Annotated in this window: 14 protein-coding genes and 3 tRNA genes; 6 read left to right on the top strand and 11 right to left on the bottom strand. The window is 74.0% G+C overall.

The window, feature by feature from the left end; genetic code table 11:
* Window positions 1-31: 31 nt before the first annotated feature.
* Both ACH4B3_RS14580 and ACH4B3_RS14575 read right to left on the bottom strand, forming a co-directional pair.
* Entirely contained in the window at window positions 32-1555 is a 1524-nt protein-coding gene (locus ACH4B3_RS14580; protein ID WP_398463155.1) for an MFS transporter, read from the bottom strand.
* Window positions 1556-1902: 347 nt separating this feature from the next.
* Window positions 1903-1976 (bottom strand) — tRNA-Met (locus ACH4B3_RS14575).
* Between the two features lie 306 nt (window positions 1977-2282).
* Here ACH4B3_RS14575 and ACH4B3_RS14570 point away from each other — a divergent pair.
* The gene (locus ACH4B3_RS14570; protein ID WP_398463154.1) at window positions 2283-2885 is read left to right on the top strand and encodes a hypothetical protein; all 603 of its coding nucleotides are present in this window, start codon (window positions 2283-2285) and stop codon (window positions 2883-2885) included.
* Between the two features lie 107 nt (window positions 2886-2992).
* On the opposite strand, the gene ACH4B3_RS14565 is transcribed toward ACH4B3_RS14570, so the two are convergent.
* Both ACH4B3_RS14565 and ACH4B3_RS14560 read right to left on the bottom strand, forming a co-directional pair.
* A tRNA-Arg gene (locus tag ACH4B3_RS14565) sits at window positions 2993-3065 on the bottom strand.
* 497 nt (window positions 3066-3562) lie between these two features.
* Window positions 3563-3653: transfer RNA gene (locus ACH4B3_RS14560), tRNA-Ser, on the bottom strand.
* A 466-nt stretch (window positions 3654-4119) separates the two neighbouring features.
* On the opposite strand from ACH4B3_RS14560, the gene ACH4B3_RS14555 reads away from it, so the two are divergent.
* A complete protein-coding gene (locus tag ACH4B3_RS14555) occupies window positions 4120-4593 on the top strand; it encodes an SSI family serine proteinase inhibitor (RefSeq protein ID WP_398463153.1) in 474 nt (157 codons plus the stop codon).
* A gap of 180 nt (window positions 4594-4773) precedes the next feature.
* Window positions 4774-9555, top strand: coding sequence for a PAS domain-containing protein (locus ACH4B3_RS14550; protein ID WP_398463152.1), 4782 nt, complete (start codon window positions 4774-4776; stop codon window positions 9553-9555).
* Between the two features lie 234 nt (window positions 9556-9789).
* Here ACH4B3_RS14550 and ACH4B3_RS14545 read toward each other — a convergent pair whose 3' ends face one another.
* The 3 genes from ACH4B3_RS14545 to ACH4B3_RS14535 form a co-directional block, all read right to left on the bottom strand.
* Window positions 9790-11448: a long-chain fatty acid--CoA ligase gene (locus ACH4B3_RS14545; RefSeq protein ID WP_398463151.1), complete on the bottom strand. Its 1659-nt coding sequence runs from the start codon at window positions 11446-11448 to the stop codon at window positions 9790-9792.
* A gap of 281 nt (window positions 11449-11729) precedes the next feature.
* On the bottom strand, window positions 11730-11990 hold the full coding sequence (locus tag ACH4B3_RS14540; protein ID WP_398463150.1) for a hypothetical protein: 261 nt from the start codon (window positions 11988-11990) through the stop codon (window positions 11730-11732).
* The gene (locus ACH4B3_RS14535; protein WP_398463149.1) at window positions 11987-12424 is read right to left on the bottom strand and encodes an ATP-binding protein; all 438 of its coding nucleotides are present in this window, start codon (window positions 12422-12424) and stop codon (window positions 11987-11989) included. Before ACH4B3_RS14535 ends, ACH4B3_RS14540 begins: the two co-directional genes overlap by 4 nt.
* A 233-nt stretch (window positions 12425-12657) precedes the next feature.
* Between ACH4B3_RS14535 and ACH4B3_RS14530 the strand changes: the two genes are divergently transcribed.
* The 3 genes from ACH4B3_RS14530 to ACH4B3_RS14520 all read left to right on the top strand — a co-directional run bounded on the left by ACH4B3_RS14530 (window position 12658) and on the right by ACH4B3_RS14520 (window position 15658).
* Window positions 12658-13512: a helix-turn-helix domain-containing protein gene (locus ACH4B3_RS14530; protein ID WP_398463148.1), complete on the top strand. Its 855-nt coding sequence runs from the start codon at window positions 12658-12660 to the stop codon at window positions 13510-13512.
* Between the two features lie 5 nt (window positions 13513-13517).
* Window positions 13518-13718: a DUF397 domain-containing protein gene (locus ACH4B3_RS14525; protein ID WP_398463147.1), complete on the top strand. Its 201-nt coding sequence runs from the start codon at window positions 13518-13520 to the stop codon at window positions 13716-13718.
* 764 nt (window positions 13719-14482) lie between these two features.
* Complete coding sequence (locus ACH4B3_RS14520) at window positions 14483-15658, top strand: methyltransferase domain-containing protein (RefSeq protein ID WP_398463146.1); 1176 nt, start codon at window positions 14483-14485, stop codon at window positions 15656-15658.
* Between the two features lie 1367 nt (window positions 15659-17025).
* On the opposite strand, the gene ACH4B3_RS14515 is transcribed toward ACH4B3_RS14520, so the two are convergent.
* From ACH4B3_RS14515 to ACH4B3_RS14500, 4 genes are all read right to left on the bottom strand, one after another.
* Window positions 17026-17556, bottom strand: coding sequence for a SigE family RNA polymerase sigma factor (locus ACH4B3_RS14515; RefSeq protein ID WP_398463145.1), 531 nt, complete (start codon window positions 17554-17556; stop codon window positions 17026-17028).
* 582 nt (window positions 17557-18138) lie between these two features.
* Complete coding sequence (locus ACH4B3_RS14510; protein ID WP_398463144.1) at window positions 18139-19194, bottom strand: DUF1906 domain-containing protein; 1056 nt, start codon at window positions 19192-19194, stop codon at window positions 18139-18141.
* A gap of 823 nt (window positions 19195-20017) precedes the next feature.
* Window positions 20018-20524, bottom strand: a complete 507-nt coding sequence (locus ACH4B3_RS14505) for a hypothetical protein (RefSeq protein ID WP_398463143.1) — start codon at window positions 20522-20524, stop codon at window positions 20018-20020.
* A gap of 253 nt (window positions 20525-20777) precedes the next feature.
* A complete protein-coding gene (locus ACH4B3_RS14500; protein ID WP_398463142.1) occupies window positions 20778-21635 on the bottom strand; it encodes a maleylpyruvate isomerase family mycothiol-dependent enzyme in 858 nt (285 codons plus the stop codon).
* Between the last annotated feature and the right edge of the window lie 108 nt (window positions 21636-21743).

Raw genomic sequence — 21743 nt, 5'->3', positions numbered from 1 at the left:
TCTGGCAGGCCCGGGTACTCCACCCCCGATGCTATTCCGCTTGTCCCGGCTGTGAGGATCGCTCGGCCCGGCGGAGCAGCAGCGCGGCCAGCAGGCCGCCCGCCAGCACCGCGGCCGCGCCGACCAGCTGGCTGGTCTCCACCCCGGAGGCGAAGGCGTCGGCGACCGCCGCCTCGTCCTGCGGGGTGCGGGTCGCCTCCAGCGCGTCGGGCAGCGAGCCGGCCCCGGCCGCGACGGCGGGCAGCAGGGCGACGAAGCGGGAGTTGAGCACCGCGCCCAGCACGGCCACGCCCAGCCCGTTGCCGAACTCGGTGAGCGTGCCGTTCACCCCGGCGCCCACGCCCGCCTTCTCCGGCGGGATGGCGGACATGACCGCGGTGGCCATGGCGGGCATGGAGAGCGCGATGCCGATCCCCATCAGCACCAGTCCGAGCAGCATCCCGCTGTAGTCGTCCGAGCCGAGGGTGGCGATGGCGGCGAGCCCGCCCGCGATGGTGCCCATGCCCAGCACGATGGTGAGCGGGGTGCCGAGCTTCGGCAGCAACCGCGCGCCCAGGCCGGTGAGGTTGAGCACGACGATCACCAGCGCGAGCGGCGCGGTGCGCAGACCGGCGTCCAGCGGTTCGTAGTGGAGGACGAACTGCAGGTGCTGGGTGAGCAGGAAGAGCGAGCCGCCCATGCCGAAGGCGACCAGGATGCCGCCCGCGACGGCTCCGACGAAGCGGCGGTCTGCGAAGAACGCCATGTCGAGCATCGGGTGCGGGACCCGGCGCTCCCACAGCGCGAAGGCGACGAGTACGACGACGCCGACGGTGGCGGACAGCAGCACCCGCGCCGAGCCCCAGCCCTCCTCCGGTCCGGAGATGATGGCGAAGACGACGCCGGTCATTCCGATGGTGGAGAGCAGCGCGCCGACCAGGTCGGGCCGGTCACCGGCGGGGTTCTTGGACTCCGGGACCAGCTTGACCACCGCGACCAGGCCGATCGCCGCGACCGGGATGTTGATCAGGAAGATGGAGCCCCACCAGAAGTGGTCCAGCAGCACCCCGCCGATCAGCGGGCCGGCCGCGAAGCCCAGCGAGCTCACCGCGCCCCACACACCGATGGCCTTGGTGCGCTCGGACTCGTCGAAGATCTGCACCACGACCGCGAGGGTGGTGGTCATCAGCACCGCGCCGCCGATGCCCATCCCGGCGCGGGCGGCGATCAGCTGCCCGGCGCTCTCCGAGATGCCGGCCAGGAACGATCCGATGCCGAAGAGGGCCAGGCCGATCGCGAGCAGCTTCTTCCGCCCGTAGCGGTCGGCCGCGCTGCCCGCGGTGAGCAGCAGCCCCGACTGGACCAGCGAGTAGGCGTTGATCATCCACTGGATGTCGGCGGTGGACGCGTCCATCTCGGTGGTGAGGGACGGGATGGCGACGTTGAGGACCGTGTTGTCCAGCAGCACGGTGAGCTGGGCCAGGCATATGACCCCGAGGATCAGCCAGCGTTGCGGGTGTCCGCCGGCCGGGGTGTCCGCCCCGGTCGCGGAGTTCTCGGTTGCCGTCGCCGCCATGGCGCCCCCTTTTACGGTGTACGGGAAGTGGTCGGCGTACACCGTACAAGTGGGCCCTGTACGTTGTACAGCGAGTTATTCCCGGGCCCGCGGCCAGGCGACGAACCGGAGCCGGGGCGGGAACCGGAACGGAACGAAGCCGAAGCCGGGGCGGGAACGGAACGGAACGGACGAGCGAAGCCCGCGGACGCATACGCAGACGCGGACGCTGACGCAGCCGGGACCGGGGCCAGGACCGGGGCCGGGGCCGGGACGCGGCGAACGGCGCCGCGAGGGCACGGCACCGGGCGGCCGGCGGAGCAAACGACCGAGGGCCCGGCACAATGTGCCGGGCCCTCGATGATGAGTAGCGGGGACAGGATTTGAACCTGCGACCTCTGGGTTATGAGCCCAGCGAGCTACCGAGCTGCTCCACCCCGCGTCGGTAGGTGTAACCCTACGGCACGACGTACGCGGATGGGAAATCCATTCCCGATGCGCCGCCGCGAACCGTGCGGACCGGGGCCCACCAGCGGCTCCGTGGCACCACGGTTACTTTGCAACGACGCAGTCTCAGCCCCGCTGCGAGTGGATCTTCAGGCATGACCACGCCATCCGCCGCGGACATGATGATCGGGAAACGACCCGCACCGCCCCGGCAGGCGCCCGCCGCCGGCGCTCCGGCGCGGTCACCACGTCGCGGCCGGCCATCACCGGACAGCGCCACGAACACCACGGGGATCCCACCATGCGTATGCACCGCTCCGCCGCCGCCCTCGCCTGCGTCACCGGCTTCGCCCTGCTCGGCACGGCCTGCAACGAGAACAACGCCCAGGGCGGGGGCTCCGAGACGCCGTCGAAGAAGCCCGCGCCGACCGCGAGCAAGCCGGCCGACAGCGACGCCGGCAAGACCCTGGACCTGGGCGTGGCGACCACCCTGACCTACAAGCGCGGCTCCGACCGGAGCGCCACCCTGCAGGTCACGGCGGAGAGCGTGAAGAAGGGCGCGCAGTCCGACCTGGACGCGGTGCGCCTGGACGCCGAAGAGCGGAAGCTGCAGCCGTACTACGTCACCTTCGCCTTCGAGAACACCGGCAAGAGCACCCTCGAATACCCCTTCCTCAGCAACGCCGCCGCCCTGCGCGACGGGCGGGGCGAGGAGGGCAAGTCGGTCACCACCGTCAAGGACGAGGTCAAGAACTGCCCCACCGGTGACCCGGATTCGTTCGCCCCCGGCGACAGCACCACGCAGTGCGCGGTGTTCCTGCTGCCCGCGGGCGAGAAGCCGTCGGTGATCGTCTACACCGGGGACTACGACAAGGAGCCGGTGTTCTGGCGAACGGAGAAGTGACCGGCGCCCGATGGGATCGCGCCGCCGGCCCGGGTGCCGGTGGCGCGGCGCCCCCCGGCACAAGCGAAAGGCCCCGTCGATCTCTCGACGGGGCCTCTCAGGCACTGTGCGCTCGGCAGGATTCGAACCTGCAACCTCTTGATCCGTAGTCAAGTGCTCTATCCGTTAAGCTACGAGCGCTTGGCTTCCCGGCGGTTTTTCTTGCCGGTCGGCGTTGCGGGAACAACATTACATGACCTGCGGCGTGAGGCGAAATCCGTTTGGTCCACCCGCTCTGACCTGGGCAAATGCCTGGTCACAAGATCGTTCACGGTGAGGCTGGGCGGCGCGGGGAGGACCCCGCTCGTACCGTCGGAGGGGGCGCGCGCGACCCCGGAGCGACCGACCGGCCGCGACCCAGCCAAGGGTGTCCGGCCGTCGGCGCCCCGGCCGGTGGGTCCGGGCCGCAGCGATCCGGGTGTCCGGCCCGCGCCGACCCGACGACAGGTGACCGGCCCGCGGCGGCGCGGCGGTGGGCGGCCCGTCCGGGCCAACGCCGACCCGACGGCAGCTGACCGCCCGTGGCGGCGGGGCAATGGGCAGGCCCGCGGCGGCACGGTGGCGGCCGGATGGCGGGCCGACGGCACGGGAAACGCGGAAGGGCCCCGGTCGATGACGACCGGGGCCCTTTCCGGAAGCGGAGGCGGAGGGATTTGAACCCTCGATGGGGGGTAAGCCCCAAACCGCATTAGCAGTGCGGCGCCATAGACCGGACTAGGCGACGCCTCCAGCACAGCACCTGCTTCGCGCGTGAGCGCGATGCGGTGTGTGTGCAGATGATGGCACAGCCCAGCGGTCGGCCACCAATCGCGTTCCACGGTACTAGGCAGCCGGGCTTCCCGGCAAAGGTCCGCGGGGGCGCGCCCGGCGGCGTCCGCGTGCGAGCGTCGGCGCCCCGGCCCACCGGCGCGGCACGCCCGCCCCCCTCGGCACGCCCGCCCACCCCTCGGCACGCCCGTCCGCTCGGCACGCCCGCCCCCGCGGCACGCCCGCCCCCGCCCCGGTCGGCCACGCCCCCGGTCGGCGTCACCCCCCGGCCGGCGCCGCCCCTCCGGCTCCGCCCGGGACCCGGTGGTCCAGGCCGTCCCGATGTGCCGGTTGCCCCTGATGGCGGCGCAACGCGAACGGCCCGGCCGCGTTAGAGAGTGCGGCAGGGCAGCGCGTGCCCCGCCCTCGCAGACCAGGAGTACATGCCATGCCGCCGCGCCGCCTCGCCCTCGCCACCGCCGTGACCGCCGCCGCAATGACGTGCGTTCCGGCGGCCGCCGCCGTCCCGCTGCCGGTCCCGCTGCCGGACCGCTACCTGGCCGACGCCGGCCGCGGCCCGCACCTCGGACCCTCCGACCACCTGGTCGTCTCGGTCTCCGGCACCGGACTCCGGGCGCACGACGGGACGTACACCGTGGACTGCCACCCCAGCGGCGGCTCGCACCTCGCCGCGCGGTCCGCCTGCGACCGGCTGGACGAGGTGTCGCGCTGGGGCCATGACCCCTTCGCGCCGGTGCCGGAGGGTTCCTCCTGCACGATGCAGTACGGCGGGCCGGCCGTCGCGCGGGTCGTCGGCACCTGGGCGGGGCGGCCCGTGAACGCCCGGTTCACCAGGACCGACGGCTGCGAGATCGCCCGTTGGAACCGGCTGGTGCCGCTGCTCCCGTCAGCCCGTGCGTGACGGAACACACATGTCCGGGGTGCGGCGAGTCGCACAAGGCCGTGGCAGTACCTCCCCCGCATCCACCGCCGCTCCCGCACCCCCAGCGCTTAGACTCGCTCCTAGTGACACTCCACGGACCGGACGGCAGGATGGCCGCGGATGTCGGCAAGGTGCGGTAACCAGGGAGGAAGCGTCGTCGTGAGCAGCAGGCCATCCCGAGGCGCTGCTCGCCTCGCAGCCATACTCGACGCCCTCCCCGACGCGCTGCTGCTGGTCAACTGCAACGGCACCGTCGTCAACGCGAACCACATCGCGCTCGAGACGTTCGAGACTCCGGGCACCGCGCTCGTCGGGCGCGGACTGCTGGACCTGCTCCCGTCCTTCGACTCCAAGCGCATCCCCGGCTCGATGCGCCGCCCGGACGACCGCGAGGGCGGGCGCACCCGGCCGACCCGGATGATGGCGCGGCGCACCGACGGGGTGCAGTTCCCGGTCGAGGTCACCAGCGCCAACCTGGAGGACGGCCGCACCCCGTACGCCGACCACCACAGCTACACCGGCGACGAGCTGCTGATGCTGGTCGTGCGGGACCTGACCGGCACCCTGGACACCGAGGCCGAACTCGCCCGCCAGCAGCGACAGACCGAGATGATCCTGCGCGCCGCGGCCGAGGGCGTGGTCGGCGTCGACACCGAGGGCAAGGTCGTCCTGGTCAACCCGGCCGCCGCGCAGATCCTCGGGTTCCGCGCCAGTGACCTCGGCGGCCGGGAGCTGCACCCGCTGGTGCACCACTCGCGGCCGGACGGCACCCCCTTCCCGTACGAGGAGACCCCGCTCGCGGACAGCCTGCGCTCGGGCCGCAAGCACCGGGTGCGCGGCCAGGCGCTGTGGGCGAAGGACGGCAGCCAGGTCCCGGTCGACATGACGACGGCCCCGGTGCGCGACGGCGACCAGCTGGTGGGCGCGGTGATGACGTTCACCGACCGGCGCCCGTACGACGAGATGGTGGCCGAGCAGAACAAGCGCTACGACGCCATGCTCGCCGAACAGACCGAGCGCTACCAGGCGCTGGAGGCGGAGCAGACCGAGCGCTACGACAGCATGCTCGCCGAACAGACCGCCCGCTACGACGCGATGGTGGCCGAGCAGACCGAGCGCTACCGGGCGCTGGAGGACCGGCTCGCCCGGGAGCGGCAGTCGCTGGCCGCGCGGAACGCCCAGCTGCTGGCGGTCCTCGGGGAGTCGCTGCGCGGCCCGCTGCTGCAGCTGCGCGGCGAACTCGGCACGCTCGCCGCCGACCCGGCCGGGCAACTGTGGCCCGAGGCCAACCAGATCCTGCACCACCTGGCCGCCGGCTACGCCCGGATGACCACACTCGTCGACAACGTGCTCAGCTTCCAGCGCCTGGACGCGGGCGGGGAACCGCTCGCCCCGCGGCAGGTCTCGCTGGACGCGGTGGTGGCGGCCGGTGTGGAGGGCGCGGTCGAGCTGATCGGCCCGGGCCGGGCGCAGTTCGCGGTGCACGCGCCGCCGATCCGGGCCGAGGTGGACCCGGAGCGGCTGGCCCAGGCGCTGGCCCATCTGATCGCCGACGTCGCCGGGGTGGACTCCACCGGCCACGCGGCGGGCGGCGCCACCGGCGACTCCACGATCGTGGTGGCCGCCGCCCAGCGCGGCGAGGTGGTGCGCATCGAGGTGCGCGGCCCGTACCCGGGCGGCGACCCGGTGCACGGCCCGATCGTGCACGGCGTGGTCCGGCGGCACGGCGGCGTGCTCCAGACCCACCAGCTGCCGGGGACCGGCGGCACCGCCTTCGTGCTGGAGGTGCCGCTCACGGCCCCGGCGGCCGCCCCGGACGGGGACGCCGCGGGAGAGGCGGCGGGCCTGGCCGGTGCTCCGGCGGCCCACGGCACGGACCCGGCCGGTACCTCCGGCGGTGCCGCGGGCGCGGCGCCGGGCGACACCGCCGACGCGGCCGCCGACCGGGATGCTGACGGGGCGTCCGGTGCGGCCGGCGGCACGGGTGCACCGGCCGCGCCGAGCGCCGGTGCCGACGCGACGGGGCAGGTGGACACCGCCGCCGGCCCCGGGACGGCGCCGGCGGGCGGCGTGCCTTCCGGCCGTCGCGCGCGGCGGGCCGGCACGGACGGTGCGGGAGTGCCCACCGGAGGGACGGCGGGCGGCCCGGGCGGCGCCGTGCCCGGTGGCCCGGTGGACGACACCGCGGGAGGCGTTCCCGGCGAGGGTCCGGCGACCGACGGTTCCGGCGTCCCCGCCCCCGGCGGACCGGTGGCTGGCCCGGACGGTACGGACGGGGCCGGAACACCGGTCGTCCCGCCGCCGACCGGACGGCGGCGGGCGCGCCGCGACCCGGCGGAGGAGCAGCAGCCGCCCGCGGCGGCACCGGCGCCGGCCGTCGACCTGCGCCGGGCGGCCGACCGGCCGTCCGGTCCCGCGGCGGCGGACGGCGGTGCGCTGCCCGCACCGGGCGCGGCCCCGGGCGGCGGCTACCCGGCCCCCACCGGCCGGCGGGCGCGCCGGAGCCACGCCGGGCCGGCCGACGCACCGGGCGTGGCGGGCGTCCCCGAGGGCGGGGCGCCGGCGGCCGCCGGACGGGCCGCGTTCGCGTTGCCGCCGGCCGCCGCCGACGCCGGCCGCGGTCCCGGACACGGGGAACTCCCGGGCCCCCAGGCCGCGGAAGCAGGCCCGGACGAGGCAACGGCGACCGGCACCCCGGCGGCCGGGACCGGCGCGGCCGGCACCGCGTCCCCGGCTCTCGCGTTGCCCGCGCAGGCCGGTCCGGCCGAGCCTCCCGCGGCGCCGGGCACCGGACGGCGCCGCGCCCGCCGCGCGCTTCCCGAGGCGCCCGGCCAGGGCCCGGACGGGCAGAGCCGTCCCCAGCCCGCCGCTGAACCGGCCGCCGCCCGGGCGCCGTTCGCGCTGCCCCCCGCGGCGGCCGACCGCGCGCCGCACGGCGGGCACCCCGCCGAGCTGGGCCCGGCCGGGCCGGTCCCCGCGCAGGGACTGCCCGGCGCCGCCGGCCCGCAGCCGCAGGACGGGTGGGCCGACGGGCCCGGCGGCCCCTTCCCCGGCCCGCGGACCCACCGGGCGCCCCGGCCGGCCGGCCGTCCCGACGACGGCGGCCAGGAGTGGGCGGCCACCGGCCAGGACGACTGGGCGCTCGCCGAGCCGGACGCCGGCGGTGACCCCGCGACGCAGGCCCCGGGCCGGCCGGCCGGTGCCCCGGCGGCGGGCGGCGGACCGCGGCCCGGGCTGCCGGCGGGTGCCCACCAGCCCGCGCCGGAGCCGGCCGCCGCGCCGCGGCAGGGGCCGTCGGCCGCCCGGCCGGCGGCCGTCCAGACCGGTCGCCGCCGGGCGCCGCAGCCGGAGCCGGGCGGAGCCGCGGCACCGGGGGCCGACCCCCGGTCCGCCGCCGTGCCCGCGCGCACCGGCGCCCCGGGCGAGTCGGCGCTGCCCGCGCTGCCCGCGGCCCGGAGCGCCATGGACGACCTCGGGTACGACCCGGCCCAGCCCCATCCGCAGGCCCCGCCGCCGCTGCCCGGGCTGACCCCGGCGGACGAGCCGACCGGCCGCCGCCGGGCCCGGCGGGCGCTCGCCGCGGACGGCTCCCGGCCGTTGCCCGAACCCGTGGACGGCCCGGGCGGGTTCGGCACGCCCGGCCCGCACGCGCCGGGCGCGCACCCGTCGGCACCCGCCGGCGGGCCGCGCCCCGAAGAGCTCGGCGGTCCGGGCGGCGACGGCCCCGCCACACCTGCCCACGGCGTCGCCGGTCCGGTCGGACCGACCGGACCCGCCGGTCAGGGCGGTACGCCGGGCCTGCCGCGGCAGTCGGCGCCGCCCGCCGCCCAGGCGGCGGACGCGGACGCCTCGCACGGGCGGGCGATCAGCGTCCGGACGCTGGGGCAGGGTGTGCCGTTCACCCAGCAGCCGGGTGAGCAGCAGGGGCAGCCGGCTCCCGCCGCGGGCTCCGGCCGGCGCCGCAAGCTGGCGGCCCGGCCCGAACCGGCCGAGGGCGGCGCCCCGTCCGGCGAGCTGGAACCGGCGGGCCGCCGCCGCGCCCAGCCGCAGCCCGGCACGCCGCACCCCCAGCTGCCCGGGCCCTCCACCTCCGTACCCGGGCGGGCCTTCGCGATCGGCGCGCCCGACGAGGGGGCCGAGGGGCCGGAACCGCTCGACGGACCCAACGGCGCGGTGGAGGTGGTGGACGACCGCACGCCGCCGCAGGACGACGAGCTGCCGCCGGAGCCGCTGGACAACCCCCGCCGGCTGCTGGTGTGGCCGGCGCCGGACATCTCCACCCAGCAGGCGCTGAGCGACCGCGGCTACCGCCCGGTGATCGTGAACTCCCGTGAGGAGGTGGACGCGCAGATAGCGGCCTACCCGGCCGCGCTGTTCGTCGACCCGCTGACCGGGCCGATCACCCGGACCGCCCTGCAGTCGCTGCGCAACGCCGCGGTGGCCGCCGAGGTGCCGGTGCTGGTGACCGCCGGTCTCGGCCAGGCGACCCGGGAGGCGGCCTACGGCGCGGATCCGGCGGTGCTGCTCAGGGCGCTGGCGCCGCGCGACAGCGAGCAGCACCCGGCCCGGGTGCTGCTGATCGAGGAGCAGGAGGCGATCGCCGCCGCGCTCACCGCGACGCTGGAGCGGCGCGGCATGCAGGTCGCGCGGGCCGGCGCGGACGCGGACGCGGTCGCCCTCGCGACGCAGATGCGGCCGAACCTGGTGGTGATGGACCTGATGCAGGTGCGCCGCCGCCGGGCCGGGATCGTCGACTGGCTGCGCGGCAACGGCCTGCTCAACCGCACCCCGCTGGTGGTGTACACCTCCGCCGGGATCGACCCCGGCCAACTGTCCCGGCTGGCCTCGGGCGAGACGGTGCTGTTCCTCGCGGAGCGGTCGACGAGCGCGGAGGTGCAGTCCCGGATCGTGGACCTGCTGGCGAAGATCGGCACCAACTGACCGCACGGAGGCCGGTCCCGGACCGCGGCCGGCCTCCGGAACGCCGGGCACCCGCCCGGCCGAGGGGGGTGGACCCATGGGTCCACCCCCCTCATACACGCCACGCGGGCGGCGGTTCCTGCCGCGCGGCGGCGGTCGCGATCACGCAGCGGGGCGCGGTCGGCGGGGGCGCCCGGCGCCTTCATCCCGCCGCGCGCGCCCCCGCGAAGGCCCCCGACCGCCAGCCGTCGGCCGTCAGTCGACCTTCGTGACGTCCAGCTCGCCCTCGGCGTACTGCTTCCGGAGCACCTTCTTGTCGAACTTCCCGACGCTGGTCTTGGGCACCGCCGGGATCACCGCCCACCGCTCCGGCAGCTGCCACCGGGCGATCCGCTCGGCGAGGAACGCCTTGAGGTCCTCGTACCCCGCGGTCGCCCCCTCCCTGAGCACCACGGTGGCCAGCGGCCGCTCGCCCCACTTCTCGTCCGGCACGGCCACCACCGCGGCCTCGGCGACGTCCGGGTGGGCCATCAGGTGGTTCTCCAGGTCGACCGAGGAGATCCACTCACCGCCCGACTTGATCACGTCCTTGGCCCGGTCGGTCAGGGTGAGGAAGCCGTCCGGGGTGATGGTGCCGACGTCGCCGGTGCGCAGCCAGCCGTCCTCGCTGAACTTGTCCTCCGGGCGGAACGGGTCCGCACCGGCCCCGCCGAAGTAGGCGCCGGCGATCCACGGCCCGCGCACCTCCAGCTCACCGGCGGACTTCCCGTCCCACGGCAGGTAGCCGCCGCCCGGCGCGGCGAGCCGCGCCTCCACCGAGGCCGGGAACCGGCCCTGGGAGGCCCGGTACCGCCAGGCCTCCTCGTCGGTCACCCCGGCGGGCGGGTGGGCGACCGATCCCAGCGGCGAGGTCTCGGTCATGCCCCAGGCGTGCACCACACGCAGCCCGTGGCGCTCCTCGAACGCCTTCATCAGGGCCGGCGGACAGGCCGCGCCCCCGATGATCACGTTGCGCAGCGAGGAGACGTCGCGGGGCCTCGCGTCGAGTTCGGCGAGCAGCCCCTGGAAGATGGTCGGCACGGCGGCGGCGATGGTGGGCCGCACCTCCTCGATCATCTCGGCCAGCGGGGCGGGCTGCAGGAACCGGTCGGGCATCAGCATCGAGCTGCCCGCCATGAACGAGGCGTGCGGGGTGCCCCACGCGTTGACGTGGAACATCGGCACCACCGGCAGCAGTACGTCGGCCGCCCCGAGGGCGAACGACTCGGCGGTGTTCACCTGGAGCGAGTGCAGGTAGATCGAGCGGTGGCTGTACGCCACGCCCTTGGGGTCGCCGGTGGTTCCCGAGGTGTAGCAGAGCGCGGCGGCGTCGCGCTCGTCCACGTCCGGCCAGTCGTAGTCGGTCGGCCGTCCGGCGATCAGCTCCTCGTACTCGTGCACCCGGACCCGGCCGCCCTCCAGCGCGGAGCGGTCGCCCGGCCCGCTGACGACCACGTGCTCGACGGAGGTGAGGTGCGGCAGCAGCGGACCGAGCAGCGGCAGCAGCGAGCCGTTGACGATGACCACCCGGTCCTGGGCGTGGTTGACGATCCAGGCGAGCTGGTCGACGGGGAGCCGCAGGTTGAGGGTGTGGAGGACGGCGCCCATGGAGGGGATCGCCAGATACGCCTCCAGGTGCTCGGCGTTGTTCCACATGAGGGTCGCCACCCGCTGGTCGCCGACCACGCCCAGCTCGTCCGCGAGCGCGTGCGCCAGCTGCGCCGAGCGCGCCCCGACCTCGCCGAAACTCCGCGTCGCCGGGCCCTCGCCGGGGACTCCGGTCCAGGTGATGACGGATGAACCGCTGTGCACCGTCGAGCCGTGCCGCAGAATGCGGCTCACGGTCAGGGGTACGTCCTGCATCGTGCTCAACACCGGGGAGCCTCCCGAAAGGCCGGGTTACGCGCGGGTAAGGGTTCCGCTGATTCTGCTGCCGTACCCGGCGGTATGTCACTAGCTCGGGTGACCGTTTTCGGGGGTGTCGCCGCCAGAACGCTCCCCGGTGGAGACGACGCCCCACTGCTACTCGCGGTAACCGGATCGCCCTGGGGCCATGGACGCCGGGCGGCCCACGCCGCCCCTCGCCGCCCGGCACGGCCGGCGAGGGGCGGTTCTCGCGTTCGGGGGCGACGCTGGTTCGGGGGCGACGCCCCGCTTCACTCCCTCGACGGGTGGTCACCATCCACCACGGCCCGGGCCGGAAGACACGGAGCGGCCTCGCGCCCTCTGATGGCCGGCTGCGCCTGTCGGGGGTGGATGCGGAGGCCGAGCAGCTGCCCCAGGTCGAACGCCAGCTCGCGGGCGACGGCGTCGGGCAGGCTCACGAGCTGACTCGTTCCGGTGGACGACCGGAAGTGCAGCCGGGTCACGTCAGCTGCCACACGAGCGATGACCACGGGGTCCGTCTGCCTGATCATGCGACGCTCCCTCCGGTGAGAGCGATCCGGAACCACACCGACTTGTGGGTCGGGCTCAGACCGCCGTGGATCATCGCGCCCCAGGTCTCGGCATAGCTCTGCACCATGGCGAGACCGCGCCCGCGCTCGCGCTCGGTGGTGTAGTCGCCCGGCGTGGGCGGCGACAGGCTGTTGTCGTGCACATGGACCACGCACCGGTCGGCGGCGATCGTCGCCTCGACGGTGATCGTGGGGGTGGTGGTGTGCTGGAGCGCGTTGGTGACCAGCTCGGACACGCACACCTTCGCCGCGTAGATCGCGTCCGGGTGTACGTGGGTGGTCGGCGGCAGCACGTCGGCGAGGAAGTCGCGGGCGATGCCGGGCAGTCTCGGCGTACGCGGTCCGGTCAGCCGGTAGCTCTCTGACCTCGGCGGGACCGATAACAGATGCGTCATGGTGTCTCCCGATGCGGTGGGGTGCGCCGCTCGCCACCGTGGCTCGACCGCCCCCGGGGCGCCCCTGCGGGCACGCGGCGGCTGCACTGCGGGCTTACCGGCGTAGCGGCGCGGTACTACGGAAGACGGTAGGGGCAAGGTTGCCACGGGGCAAGCTCTGACTGCCTGTAGCGTGAGCCCGTGGACCCGTGATGCCTCACCCGGCAAACTCGGAGCAACAGAGGAAGGGACGCATGCCGCCAAGGGACAACCCGACTGCACGCCAGGCGCGCTTGGGCGCCGAGTTGCGGAAGCTGCGCGAGCGCGCAGGAAAGGCCGCCCGGGAAGCCGCCGGCCTGCTGTCTGTCGACCAAGCGAAGATCAGCCACATGGAATCCGGCCGCATCGGCGTCAGCGAGGAGCGTATCCGCCGCTTGGCGACCTTCTACTCGTGCGACAACGCGGCACTGATCGATGCCCTGTGCGCCATCGCACGGGAGCACCGCGGGCAGTTCTGGTTCGACGAATACCGCGGAATCCTCGCCCCTGGTTTTCTTGACATTGCCGAGCTTGAGCACCACGCAACAGCATTGCGAAGCGCACAAAATGTGACCATCCCTGGTCTGTTTCAGACCGAAAATTACGCTCGCGCACTGTTCCACGGCGTCACACCAAAGCTGCCACCCGAGGAGGTAGAGGCACGTGTCGAGCACCGCATGAAGCGCGCTCGAATCTTCGACCGGGTCGAGCCGCCCGCATGCTTGGCCATCATCCATGAGGCAGCGCTCAGAATGCGCTTTGGCGGCCGCAAAGTGGCTCGCGAGCAGCTGGAACACCTCATCGAGGCATCCCAGCGACCGAGCGTGGCAGTACGGGTCATCCCGTTCACTAGCGAGGTTTTCATCGAGATCACGCAGCCGGTGCTCTACGTGACCAGCTCCGTACCTCAGTTGGACACGGTCCAGATCGACAGCGCTCTCGGTAATCACTTTCTGGACTCGGAAGTCGACCTCGCAAAGTACAAGACGCTTCTCGACATTGCCGAAAGCGCGTCCCTCGCCCCGGAAGCTTCGCGGCAACTCATCCACCACATCGCACGGGAACTGTGACAACAATGACCGCACCAATACAGTGGCAGAAGTCTTCTTTCTCAGGGGGCGACGGCCCGAACTGCGTGGAGGTTGCGCAGCATGATGGCCGCATCGTCATGCGCGAGAGTGACGATCCCGGCGTCATCCTGACCACCACGCGCGAGAAGCTCGCCGCGTTCCTGCTCGGTGTCAAGGCCGGCGAGTTCGACCACCTCATCAACTAGCGGCCACCGAACACAGGTGCGCCCCCTCTTCGTGAGGGGGCGCAGTCGTGTTCAGGCAAACTTGTTTGCCCCGGGGCATGGTTGCCCGCAAACGTCGTGTGGCGCTACGGTCGCTCTACGTCGCCGCCCCGGCTGGCTCCGAGACATCGCCACGCCCCCGGGCCGCGCCCCACCGGGCATACCCATGCCCGGGTAGGGCCCTCCCCGCAGGGCAAGCGGGGCAGGGGCACCAGCTACGGCGAAGGGACGACCGTGCGTCACTCACTGATCAGCCGACCGCGCACGGTCTTACAGCCCGCATGGTGGTGCCGCATCACCATGCAACCAAGCCACCCCTTCGACACCCGCGAAACCGCTACCTCTCACCTCGCGCCCGACCCGGCCGCCGCGCTCCGGTGGTTACGCACTCAACTCCGCGTCGTCCTGCACCTGATGTGCCCCGAGGACAGCCGCGCCGCCTTCCGATGGCTCGACCACGGCCAGGCCGCCGCCCTCCTGTCGCTCCGGGCCGGCGACCCCGCCCACCTCACGGGCCGATCCGACACGGTGCACATCCAACTGTCGGCACATCCGGTTCTGCCGCTCCCCCGCGCATCCCTCGCCTCTCACTGCGAGCACCGCGCGCCAACCCCCTGAGACCAGGGTGGCCCCCTGGCCCCCGGCGGGCCAGCAGCCGCCCTGAGGGGCGCCGATGGTCACCGTCCCCCACCTTCGGCACCCCGCCCAACCACACCACGCGCCGACGAACTGCAAGGAGTACACGCGTGAGCGACACCCCACTCGCCGACGCCCGGCCCCGCCTCGCCGCTCTGGTCGACGGGCTACGCGCCTCGGGCGCGATCCGTACGCCCGAGTGGCAGAAGGCGTTCGCCGAAATCCCCCGCCACGTCTTCGTGCCCGAGTGGTACAGCCAGGAGACCAACGAGAAGGGCATCACCGTCTGGCGGCTGCGCGACGGAGCCGACGACCGGAACGCATGGCTCGACGCCTCGTACGGCGACCAGACCCTCGTGACGGCGCTCGACCCCGCCACCGCCGAACAGGTCGACGACCACGCATGGACCGGCATCCCGACCTCGTCCAGCACCATGCCCGGCCTCATCGCCGGCATGCTCGAAGACCTCAACGTCACTGACGGCGACCGCGTATGGGACGTCGGCACCGGTACCGCGTACCTCACCGCGCTGCTCTGCGCCCGCCTCGGCGCGCACCTCGTCCACTCCACCGACGTCGCCCCGGACCTCGTCGACACCGCCCGCCAGCGCCTCGCGCAGCTTGGCCACAAACCCCGACTCGCCGCCGGTGACGCCCGCGATGGATACCCCGCGGACATCACGTTCGACCGCATCATCGCCACCTGCTCCGTACCGGCCATCCCTCCGGCATGGATCGAGCAGACACGACCGGGCGGCATCATCCTGACCGACATCGCACTCGGCATCGAGGGCGGAGTCGTGCGCCTGGCGGTCGACGGTGACCAGAACGCCACCGGCCACTTCACCGCCAGCGGCGGCCGGTTCATGGCCGCCCGCGGAGACGCCCACACCTATCCCCGTACCCACCGGCCGCCGAAGGCTCCGATCACCCATACGCGACCCACCACCGTCACAGCCGCCGACATCCGGCAGCACTACCCGTTCCGCCTCCTGCTCGCCGCCCACCTGCCCACCGCCGAACTCGTGTACCACCTGGACGACGACTCCGGCGCCATGGCCATCCAGCTCCAGCAACCCGACGGCACATGGGCACGGGCACCCCTCAGCGGGCCCCGGACAGTCACGTACGGCGGGTCGCCCGAGCTGTGGCAGCAGGTCGAGGACGCGTGGAACTGGTGGAACGTCGAGGGGCGCCCCACGCACGACCAGTTCGGATACCGCCGCGACGCGGACGGCATCGCCCACGCGTGGCACATCCCCACCGGCCGCCGCTGGACGCTCTGACCATCGCCCGCACAGCACAGCGCCGCCGATCGGGCCACTGGCCGACTGCGGCGCTCGGTTCATCACCGCATTTCGAAGGCGGGTGTTCACTCGCCCCTCGCATTACAGCGCAGCACTGCGCGCGTGGCTCGACCAGTCGCTGGCCTGTCGGCCGAAGCCCGGTTCCCTCGGAACCGGCAGAGCACCCCACGCATGGTCAGCGACCCCGAGGAGATCGCAGCTCTGACTGGTGTGCCGGTCAAGCGCTGATGAGATGACAGTGCACATGGGAACCCGAATAGGCAACGCCCTGAGGTAGCCTTGGACGTGGTGTGCACTTGCCTCCTGTGGTGACATAACCACTCGGGGAACGCCACGCCAGCGCGTGAGAGAGCCCAGCCCCGGCTGCAACCGGAGCTGGGCGAGTGTGCGCAGAACTGGGTAGGTCCGGCCGACCACAAAGCGGTCGGACCTTACCTGTGAGGTCCTCTCGGCCGACACATACCCAGCGCACAACTAGAGCGCGAAGCGCTCCACACACACCGCAACAAGAGGCAGAGCGGGAGCCACGACCACTGCCCAGATGCGAACCCATCGGGGTAAGCGGTCGGAGCCTGACTCCATGCTTTCCGTCTGTTCCCTTGCCACCTGAGCCCCTCTCACCGAACTTTCCCGCTAGGCGGGAGGACGCCCCGGATTACTGTCCCAGGGCCCGTCTGGGGCGGTCAGCGCTCAAGTGCCTGTCAGCATATCGCCGTTCGACCCACGCCTTGGGATGCGCTTCTCGTTCTGCACCCGTGCGCCCCCTCGACCACGCACCTGTGGGTTAGGTCATGGTTAACTGGCGCTTGTGATATCGCTGCTGGTCAGTGCCTCGCCAGGCTCGACGAGCAGCCCAGTCCGAACCGTTTGCGCCTCTTGGGGCAAGCCGCTCCACGGCTTGGCATGGCCGCCCCCATCACTACGTGGCTCGAACACGGCACCCCGTCGACGAGAAGGTCGGCGGTGTTGCTGGCAGCTGCTGGGAGGGGGGTGAGCCTTGTGGCCCTGTCTATCGGCGAGCTTGTCGGGTTCATCGACTTGGACGACTCTGGCGCCGGCCGGGGGCATGGGCCCGTGCCACCGCGCCCGCGACAAGCCCGCAACGGTGCACCAGGGTGGCCCTCGCCGCCTGTGTGCCGTACCCAGCTCGTCCGCGTGCGGGCGCGCCGGCCGCGCCGAGCGCGCCCCGGCCTCGCCGGGTCCGCTCCGCAGGGCTCCGCCCTGGCGGCCGGCCGCGCGCACTCGCCCCCGTGCCCCCCGCGGGACCGCCCCGTGTGCCGTACCCGTCCCCCGCGCCCCACGGCGTCCCTGGTGGCCGCGGCGCCCCGCGCGCCGGCGGCCGGTGCTCAGCGGGCGTGGCTCAGCTCCGGGTCCTCCCGCAGTTTGCCGAGCGCCCGGGAGACCGCGCTCTTGACGGTGCCGACGGAGACCCCCAGCACCTCCGCGGTCTGCGCCTCGCTCAGGTCCTCGTAGTACCTGAGGACGACCATGGCCCGCTGCCGGGCGGGGAGCTTCAGCACCGCCCGCCACATCGCGTCCTGGAGCAGCTGCCGCTCGGCCGGGTCGGCGGCCGGTATCGGGTCCGGCTCCGGCAGTTCGTCGCAGACGAACTCGTCGACCTTGCGCTTGCGCCACTGCGAGGTGCGCGTGTTGACCAGTGCCCGGCGGACGTAGCCGTCCAGCGCCCGGTGGTCCTCGATCCGCTCCCACGCCAGGTAGGTCTTGGTCAGGGCCGTCTGCAGCAGGTCCTCGGCGTCACAGGGGTTGGCGGTGAGCGAACGGGCGGTCCGCAGCAGCGCCGGACCGCGGGCCCGGACGTACGAGGTGAATGACGGGAACCCAACGCTGGAGGCGGTGGTGCACACGGGGGTGGTCATGCGGTCCACGCTAGAAGCGCGGCAGGGGCTGGAGTATCGGCCGTAGGTGCCGAAGCCGAGTCACCCTCAGGTTGTAGTGGTGGTGCTGGCACCACCTCCTGGGGTTGGAGGGCGGTAGTACCGGCCCCTCAGGGTCACACCGGAGAACCGGCCCCCGGCGGCGGGCTCCGCACCGGTCCGCGCGGGGCCCCGGGCAGCGGAATCCAGGACCGGTCACCTCCCCGAGAAGGCCCGGCTCCGGATCTCGGGGAGGGCCCGCACGGCCTCGGGGGAGGGCCCCCGCCGGCCGCGGCGAGGCCGTGGGCCGCACGGCCTCCGGGCCCTGCGCCATAGGACCGGGGACCCGGGGCCCCGGGCCGAGGGCCGGATGCCGGACACCGGCCTCGGCTCCCAACTCTTCCCGTGCTCTCGACTCCCAGTTTCCGGCTCCCGGCTCCCGGCTCGCGTTCCGGCTCCCGGCCCCCCGGAGCCAGGTCGCGGCCGCGGGTCGTCCCCGGACCGGAACCGCGGGCCGGGCCCGGGGCCGGGCAGGAGCACCGCAGCCCCGGGCTTGAGGGCCGGGAGTCGCTTCCGCGGGCCGGCTCAGCGGACGATCGCGACCGGGGCGTCCACCGCGTTGCGGTCGATGCTCAGCCGCCGCCCGCCGTGCTTCTCGCTGACGTTGCCCGCGTACTGGTGGATGCGGCGGTGCGGGTGCCACGCCGAGTCGCGCAGCGTCGGCTCGCCGTACAGCGAGGGCTTCTTGCCCCAGCGCGCGAACCACATGGCGGAGGGCAGATCCCGGATCCCGGCCCGCCGTGCGGTCTCCAGGTGCCGCACGCCGGAGTTCGCGCTGCTGTAGAACCCGGGGAAGTAGCCGCGGGAGCGGACCTCACGGTTCCAGCCCCGGATGAAGTCGAGAGTGGCGAGGGCGCACTTCGCGTTCTTGCGGTCGTACGCCTCCATGTCGAGGTAGAGCGCGCTCCGCTTGACCATGCCGAGCGCCTTCGCGCGCCGCACCGCGTCCCGTCCCTCACTGCGCCCCTGCTCCCAGGGACGGCTGCCCATCCGCACGTGCCACTTGGCCTTGTTGCGGACGCACGGCGACTGCGACCCCACGTAGACCGGCAGCAGGTCCCAGCCCATCCGCTGCGCGCCCAGCGCCCAGGAGCGGGAGAGCCGCGGCTGGTCCAGGCAGTGCCGGCCGCGGCCGCCGTAGTAGATCCCGACCGCGCGGTACGGGGAGGCGAGCCAGGCCCGCAGGGTGGCCAGGGACGGCGCGTGGCAGGTGTCGAAGGCCCGGCCGCGGAAGATCCGGGCGCCGTACACCTGCGGGTCGGGCAGCGCTCCGACGGCCCGTGCCTCGCCGAGCTCCATCAGGTCCGGCGCGTCGGGCAGCGAAGCCTCACCGGTCGTGGGCGATGTCTCCACCGTCAGATCGGACAGCGGGTCCGGGTCCACCGCGGCCCGCACGGCCAACGGCGGAACGGGCGTGGGCTGCGCGGGCGACACCGGTCGCTCGGCCGCGTAGGGCGCGGTCGTCCCGGAGGGCACGACGTTCGCGGATGCGGTCGCGGGCAGGACCCCGCCGGCCGCCAGGCCGGTCAGCGCCGCGCACAGGCCGACCACATATCTGATGATCCCTTTTTGTCGGTCCATAGGGGGAGTGAAGGTGGCGGCCGGCCCGGTGCCCCGCTGACACGCCCGTGGCGGGCCCAGAGTTCAGCCGTCTGCCCGGAGTCCGGCCGTCCGACCCGAGCCGCCGGCCGTCCGCCCGAAGGGGGTGCTGGGTATCGGTGCCACGGGCCGTCCGCCGGGGGCGGGGGTGGGGCCCGAGGTGAGCGGATGGGGGCCCGAGGCGCCGGGGCCGTCCGCCCGAGGGGGTGCTGCGGGCCGCGGTGCGGCGGGCCGTCCGCCAGGGGCGGGTGGGGCCCGGGGGCACAAAAGCGGCCCGGGTGCGGGCAGTGGCCCGGGGCCGCCGGCCGTTCGGGGGACTGGGGGCCCGGGGCCCGGCCCGTCCGCTCGGGTCGCGGGCCGTCCGGCCGGAGCCGCGGGGGCGGGCCCGCCCCCGCCGGGCGCCATCCGGGCGCCGCCCGGGCCCCGTCCGGGCGCGGAATGACGTAGCGGCGGCACCGGGGTGCCGCCGCTACGCCAGACCGTCTACCTCACCTGAATCCCTTGAGTCACCGCATCACCCAACTCGCAGACGTAGACCCCGATGCTGTCCGGCGCGTGTGCGCCGCTGAGGCAGAAATGCCCTCACCGAACGGGGTGCATGCCGCCTGACCTCACGATTCCCCCGCAGGTATGACCAGCGGCCGCCAAACCTCGGGTGCCCCCGAAAGCCCCCCGTACCGCGCCTTGACGCCCGCCCCGGACCTCGCGGCACCGCCGGCCGACGGTGCCGAGGTGAGCCATCCGGCACCGGGTCCGTTCCTCCTCGCCCGCGGCCTGCGGCCCCCGGCGCCGCCCTCGGCGCCGGCTACTTCGCCTCGATCCCCCGGATCTTCAGCGTCCGCACGTCGTACTCGTACTCCACCGCGGTCTTCTTGCCGGTCCCCCACTCGAACGTCGCCTCGACGAAGGCGCTGTCCCCGGTGCTCTTCTCGCCGATCACCCGGGTGGTCCAGGACAGCGGCACGTCCTTCGTCCGGAAGACGCCGTCCACATGGTTCTCCTTCTCCCACTCCACCAGCCGGGGCACGTACCGCGGCGTCAGGTTCTGGTCGCGGAGCGCCTCCTTGGTGAACACGCCCTCGCCGTTGAGCGCCTGCTGGTAGCTGGTCAGGAAGCCCTCCAGCGCCTGCTGCGCCCGCTGCCGCCCCGCCTGATCGCCCGCGGCCGCCCCGGGCCGCTTCGACGCGCTCGCCGACGGCTCGCCGGACCCGCCGTCGTCACACCCGCCGGTGGCCCCGGCGACGGCCGCGGCCGCCAGGAGCACGGCCGCTGCCCGCATCGTGCGCCTGGCGCGGCGGTTCCCTGTGTCCATTCCCTGTCCCGTCCTTCCGGCCCCGAAGTCGCGGGGTCGACCGGTGAAGGCCTGAGCGGCCGAGTGACCGAGCGCCCTCAAGGACGTCTGCCCCGGCCCTCCGGTTGCCACCACCACCGAACCGGCCCACCCGGGCGGTACCGGGGCACCCCGGTCGGCGGGACGGGAGCGGACCGGCCGGCCGTTGCCCGAGCCCCCGGCCCGCGCGCCGCCCGGACGCACACCACGGCCGGGCCGGGCGGCCGGGCCTCCGTCAGTGGACGATCGACACGATCCGGCAGGCGGCTTCGGCCAGCTCACGGTCGCCGTCGACGCGGGCACGAGCGAGGGCGGCGTCCGGCTGGATGCCGCGGGTGCACAGGCGCCAGGCGGTCTCCGCGTCCAGCCGGACGAGCGCGCTGGGACGTGCGGTGCCCTGCTCGGCCGGCGACCAGCGGGACCCGGTGGCCGTCACGGTCCAGATGCCGCCGGCCGGGCCGTCGACCCGCACCTGGATCGCCGTGCCGACCGGCGCCTGGACGTCGCGCAGGGTGTGGGGCAGAGCCCGCATGAAGGTGTCCAGGACCACGGACAGCGGCTGCGGATCGTGGTCGGTGGGCTGGCCCACCGCATGGCGGATCTGCTGGCGGTGGGTCCAGAACTCGGTGAAGTCCCGGGCGGTGTCCAGCCACGCCGGCGCCGGGTCGACGCCGGCCCAGGACACGCCCAGCGACGGCGCATCGGGGTCGGTGCCCTCGAAGAACCGGGCCACCTGCGCTCCCACCAGGCCGAGGGTGTCGGTGAGCGCGGCCGGGCTCACCCGGGAGAAGGCGTCCACCCATTCCTGGTTGATGCGGTGGATGAACGCCTCCAGCGTCTCGCCCGGCGCGAGGGCGGGGCCTTCCTGGTGGCCGTCGCGGTCGCGGGCAAGACGCCCGTAGCAGTCGCCCAGCAGGTGTGCGACGAGATCGCGGACGGTCCAGCCCGGCACCGCCTCCCTGCGCCAGTCGGCGGGCGCCAGGCCGCGCAGGGTGGACATGAGTGCGGCGTGTTCCGGAGCGAACAGCGAGCGGGCGTCGATCGGCGTGCCGAGCCAGGAATGGCTCGGCATGTCATTGAGCCGGGAATCCATGACCGGAGACTGCCAACCCGATGACCCGATGGCTACCGGATATCCCTTTCGGGTCCCGCGTCGAGCACGACCAGCGGGCCACCGATGGCGCTCGACAGCCAGAGGGAC

The sequence above is a fragment of the Streptomyces sp. NPDC018031 genome (assembly GCF_044327625.1).
GTDB lineage: Bacteria > Actinomycetota > Actinomycetes > Streptomycetales > Streptomycetaceae > Streptomyces.
This window is presented reverse-complemented; position numbering and strand designations above follow the sequence as displayed.

Coding starts and splice junctions, on each gene's coding strand:
- ACH4B3_RS14530 (WP_398463148.1), top strand. CDS start 12,658: ATGCCGCCAAGGGACAACCCGACTGCACGCCAGGCGCGCTTGGGCGCC.
- ACH4B3_RS14510 (WP_398463144.1), bottom strand. CDS start 19,194: ATGGACCGACAAAAAGGGATCATCAGATATGTGGTCGGCCTGTGCGCG.
- ACH4B3_RS14555 (WP_398463153.1), top strand. CDS start 4,120: ATGCCGCCGCGCCGCCTCGCCCTCGCCACCGCCGTGACCGCCGCCGCA.
- ACH4B3_RS14500 (WP_398463142.1), bottom strand. CDS start 21,635: ATGGATTCCCGGCTCAATGACATGCCGAGCCATTCCTGGCTCGGCACG.
- ACH4B3_RS14525 (WP_398463147.1), top strand. CDS start 13,518: ATGACCGCACCAATACAGTGGCAGAAGTCTTCTTTCTCAGGGGGCGAC.
- ACH4B3_RS14580 (WP_398463155.1), bottom strand. CDS start 1,555: ATGGCGGCGACGGCAACCGAGAACTCCGCGACCGGGGCGGACACCCCG.
- ACH4B3_RS14570 (WP_398463154.1), top strand. CDS start 2,283: ATGCGTATGCACCGCTCCGCCGCCGCCCTCGCCTGCGTCACCGGCTTC.
- ACH4B3_RS14540 (WP_398463150.1), bottom strand. CDS start 11,990: ATGATCAGGCAGACGGACCCCGTGGTCATCGCTCGTGTGGCAGCTGAC.
- ACH4B3_RS14505 (WP_398463143.1), bottom strand. CDS start 20,524: ATGGACACAGGGAACCGCCGCGCCAGGCGCACGATGCGGGCAGCGGCC.
- ACH4B3_RS14535 (WP_398463149.1), bottom strand. CDS start 12,424: ATGACGCATCTGTTATCGGTCCCGCCGAGGTCAGAGAGCTACCGGCTG.
- ACH4B3_RS14515 (WP_398463145.1), bottom strand. CDS start 17,556: ATGACCACCCCCGTGTGCACCACCGCCTCCAGCGTTGGGTTCCCGTCA.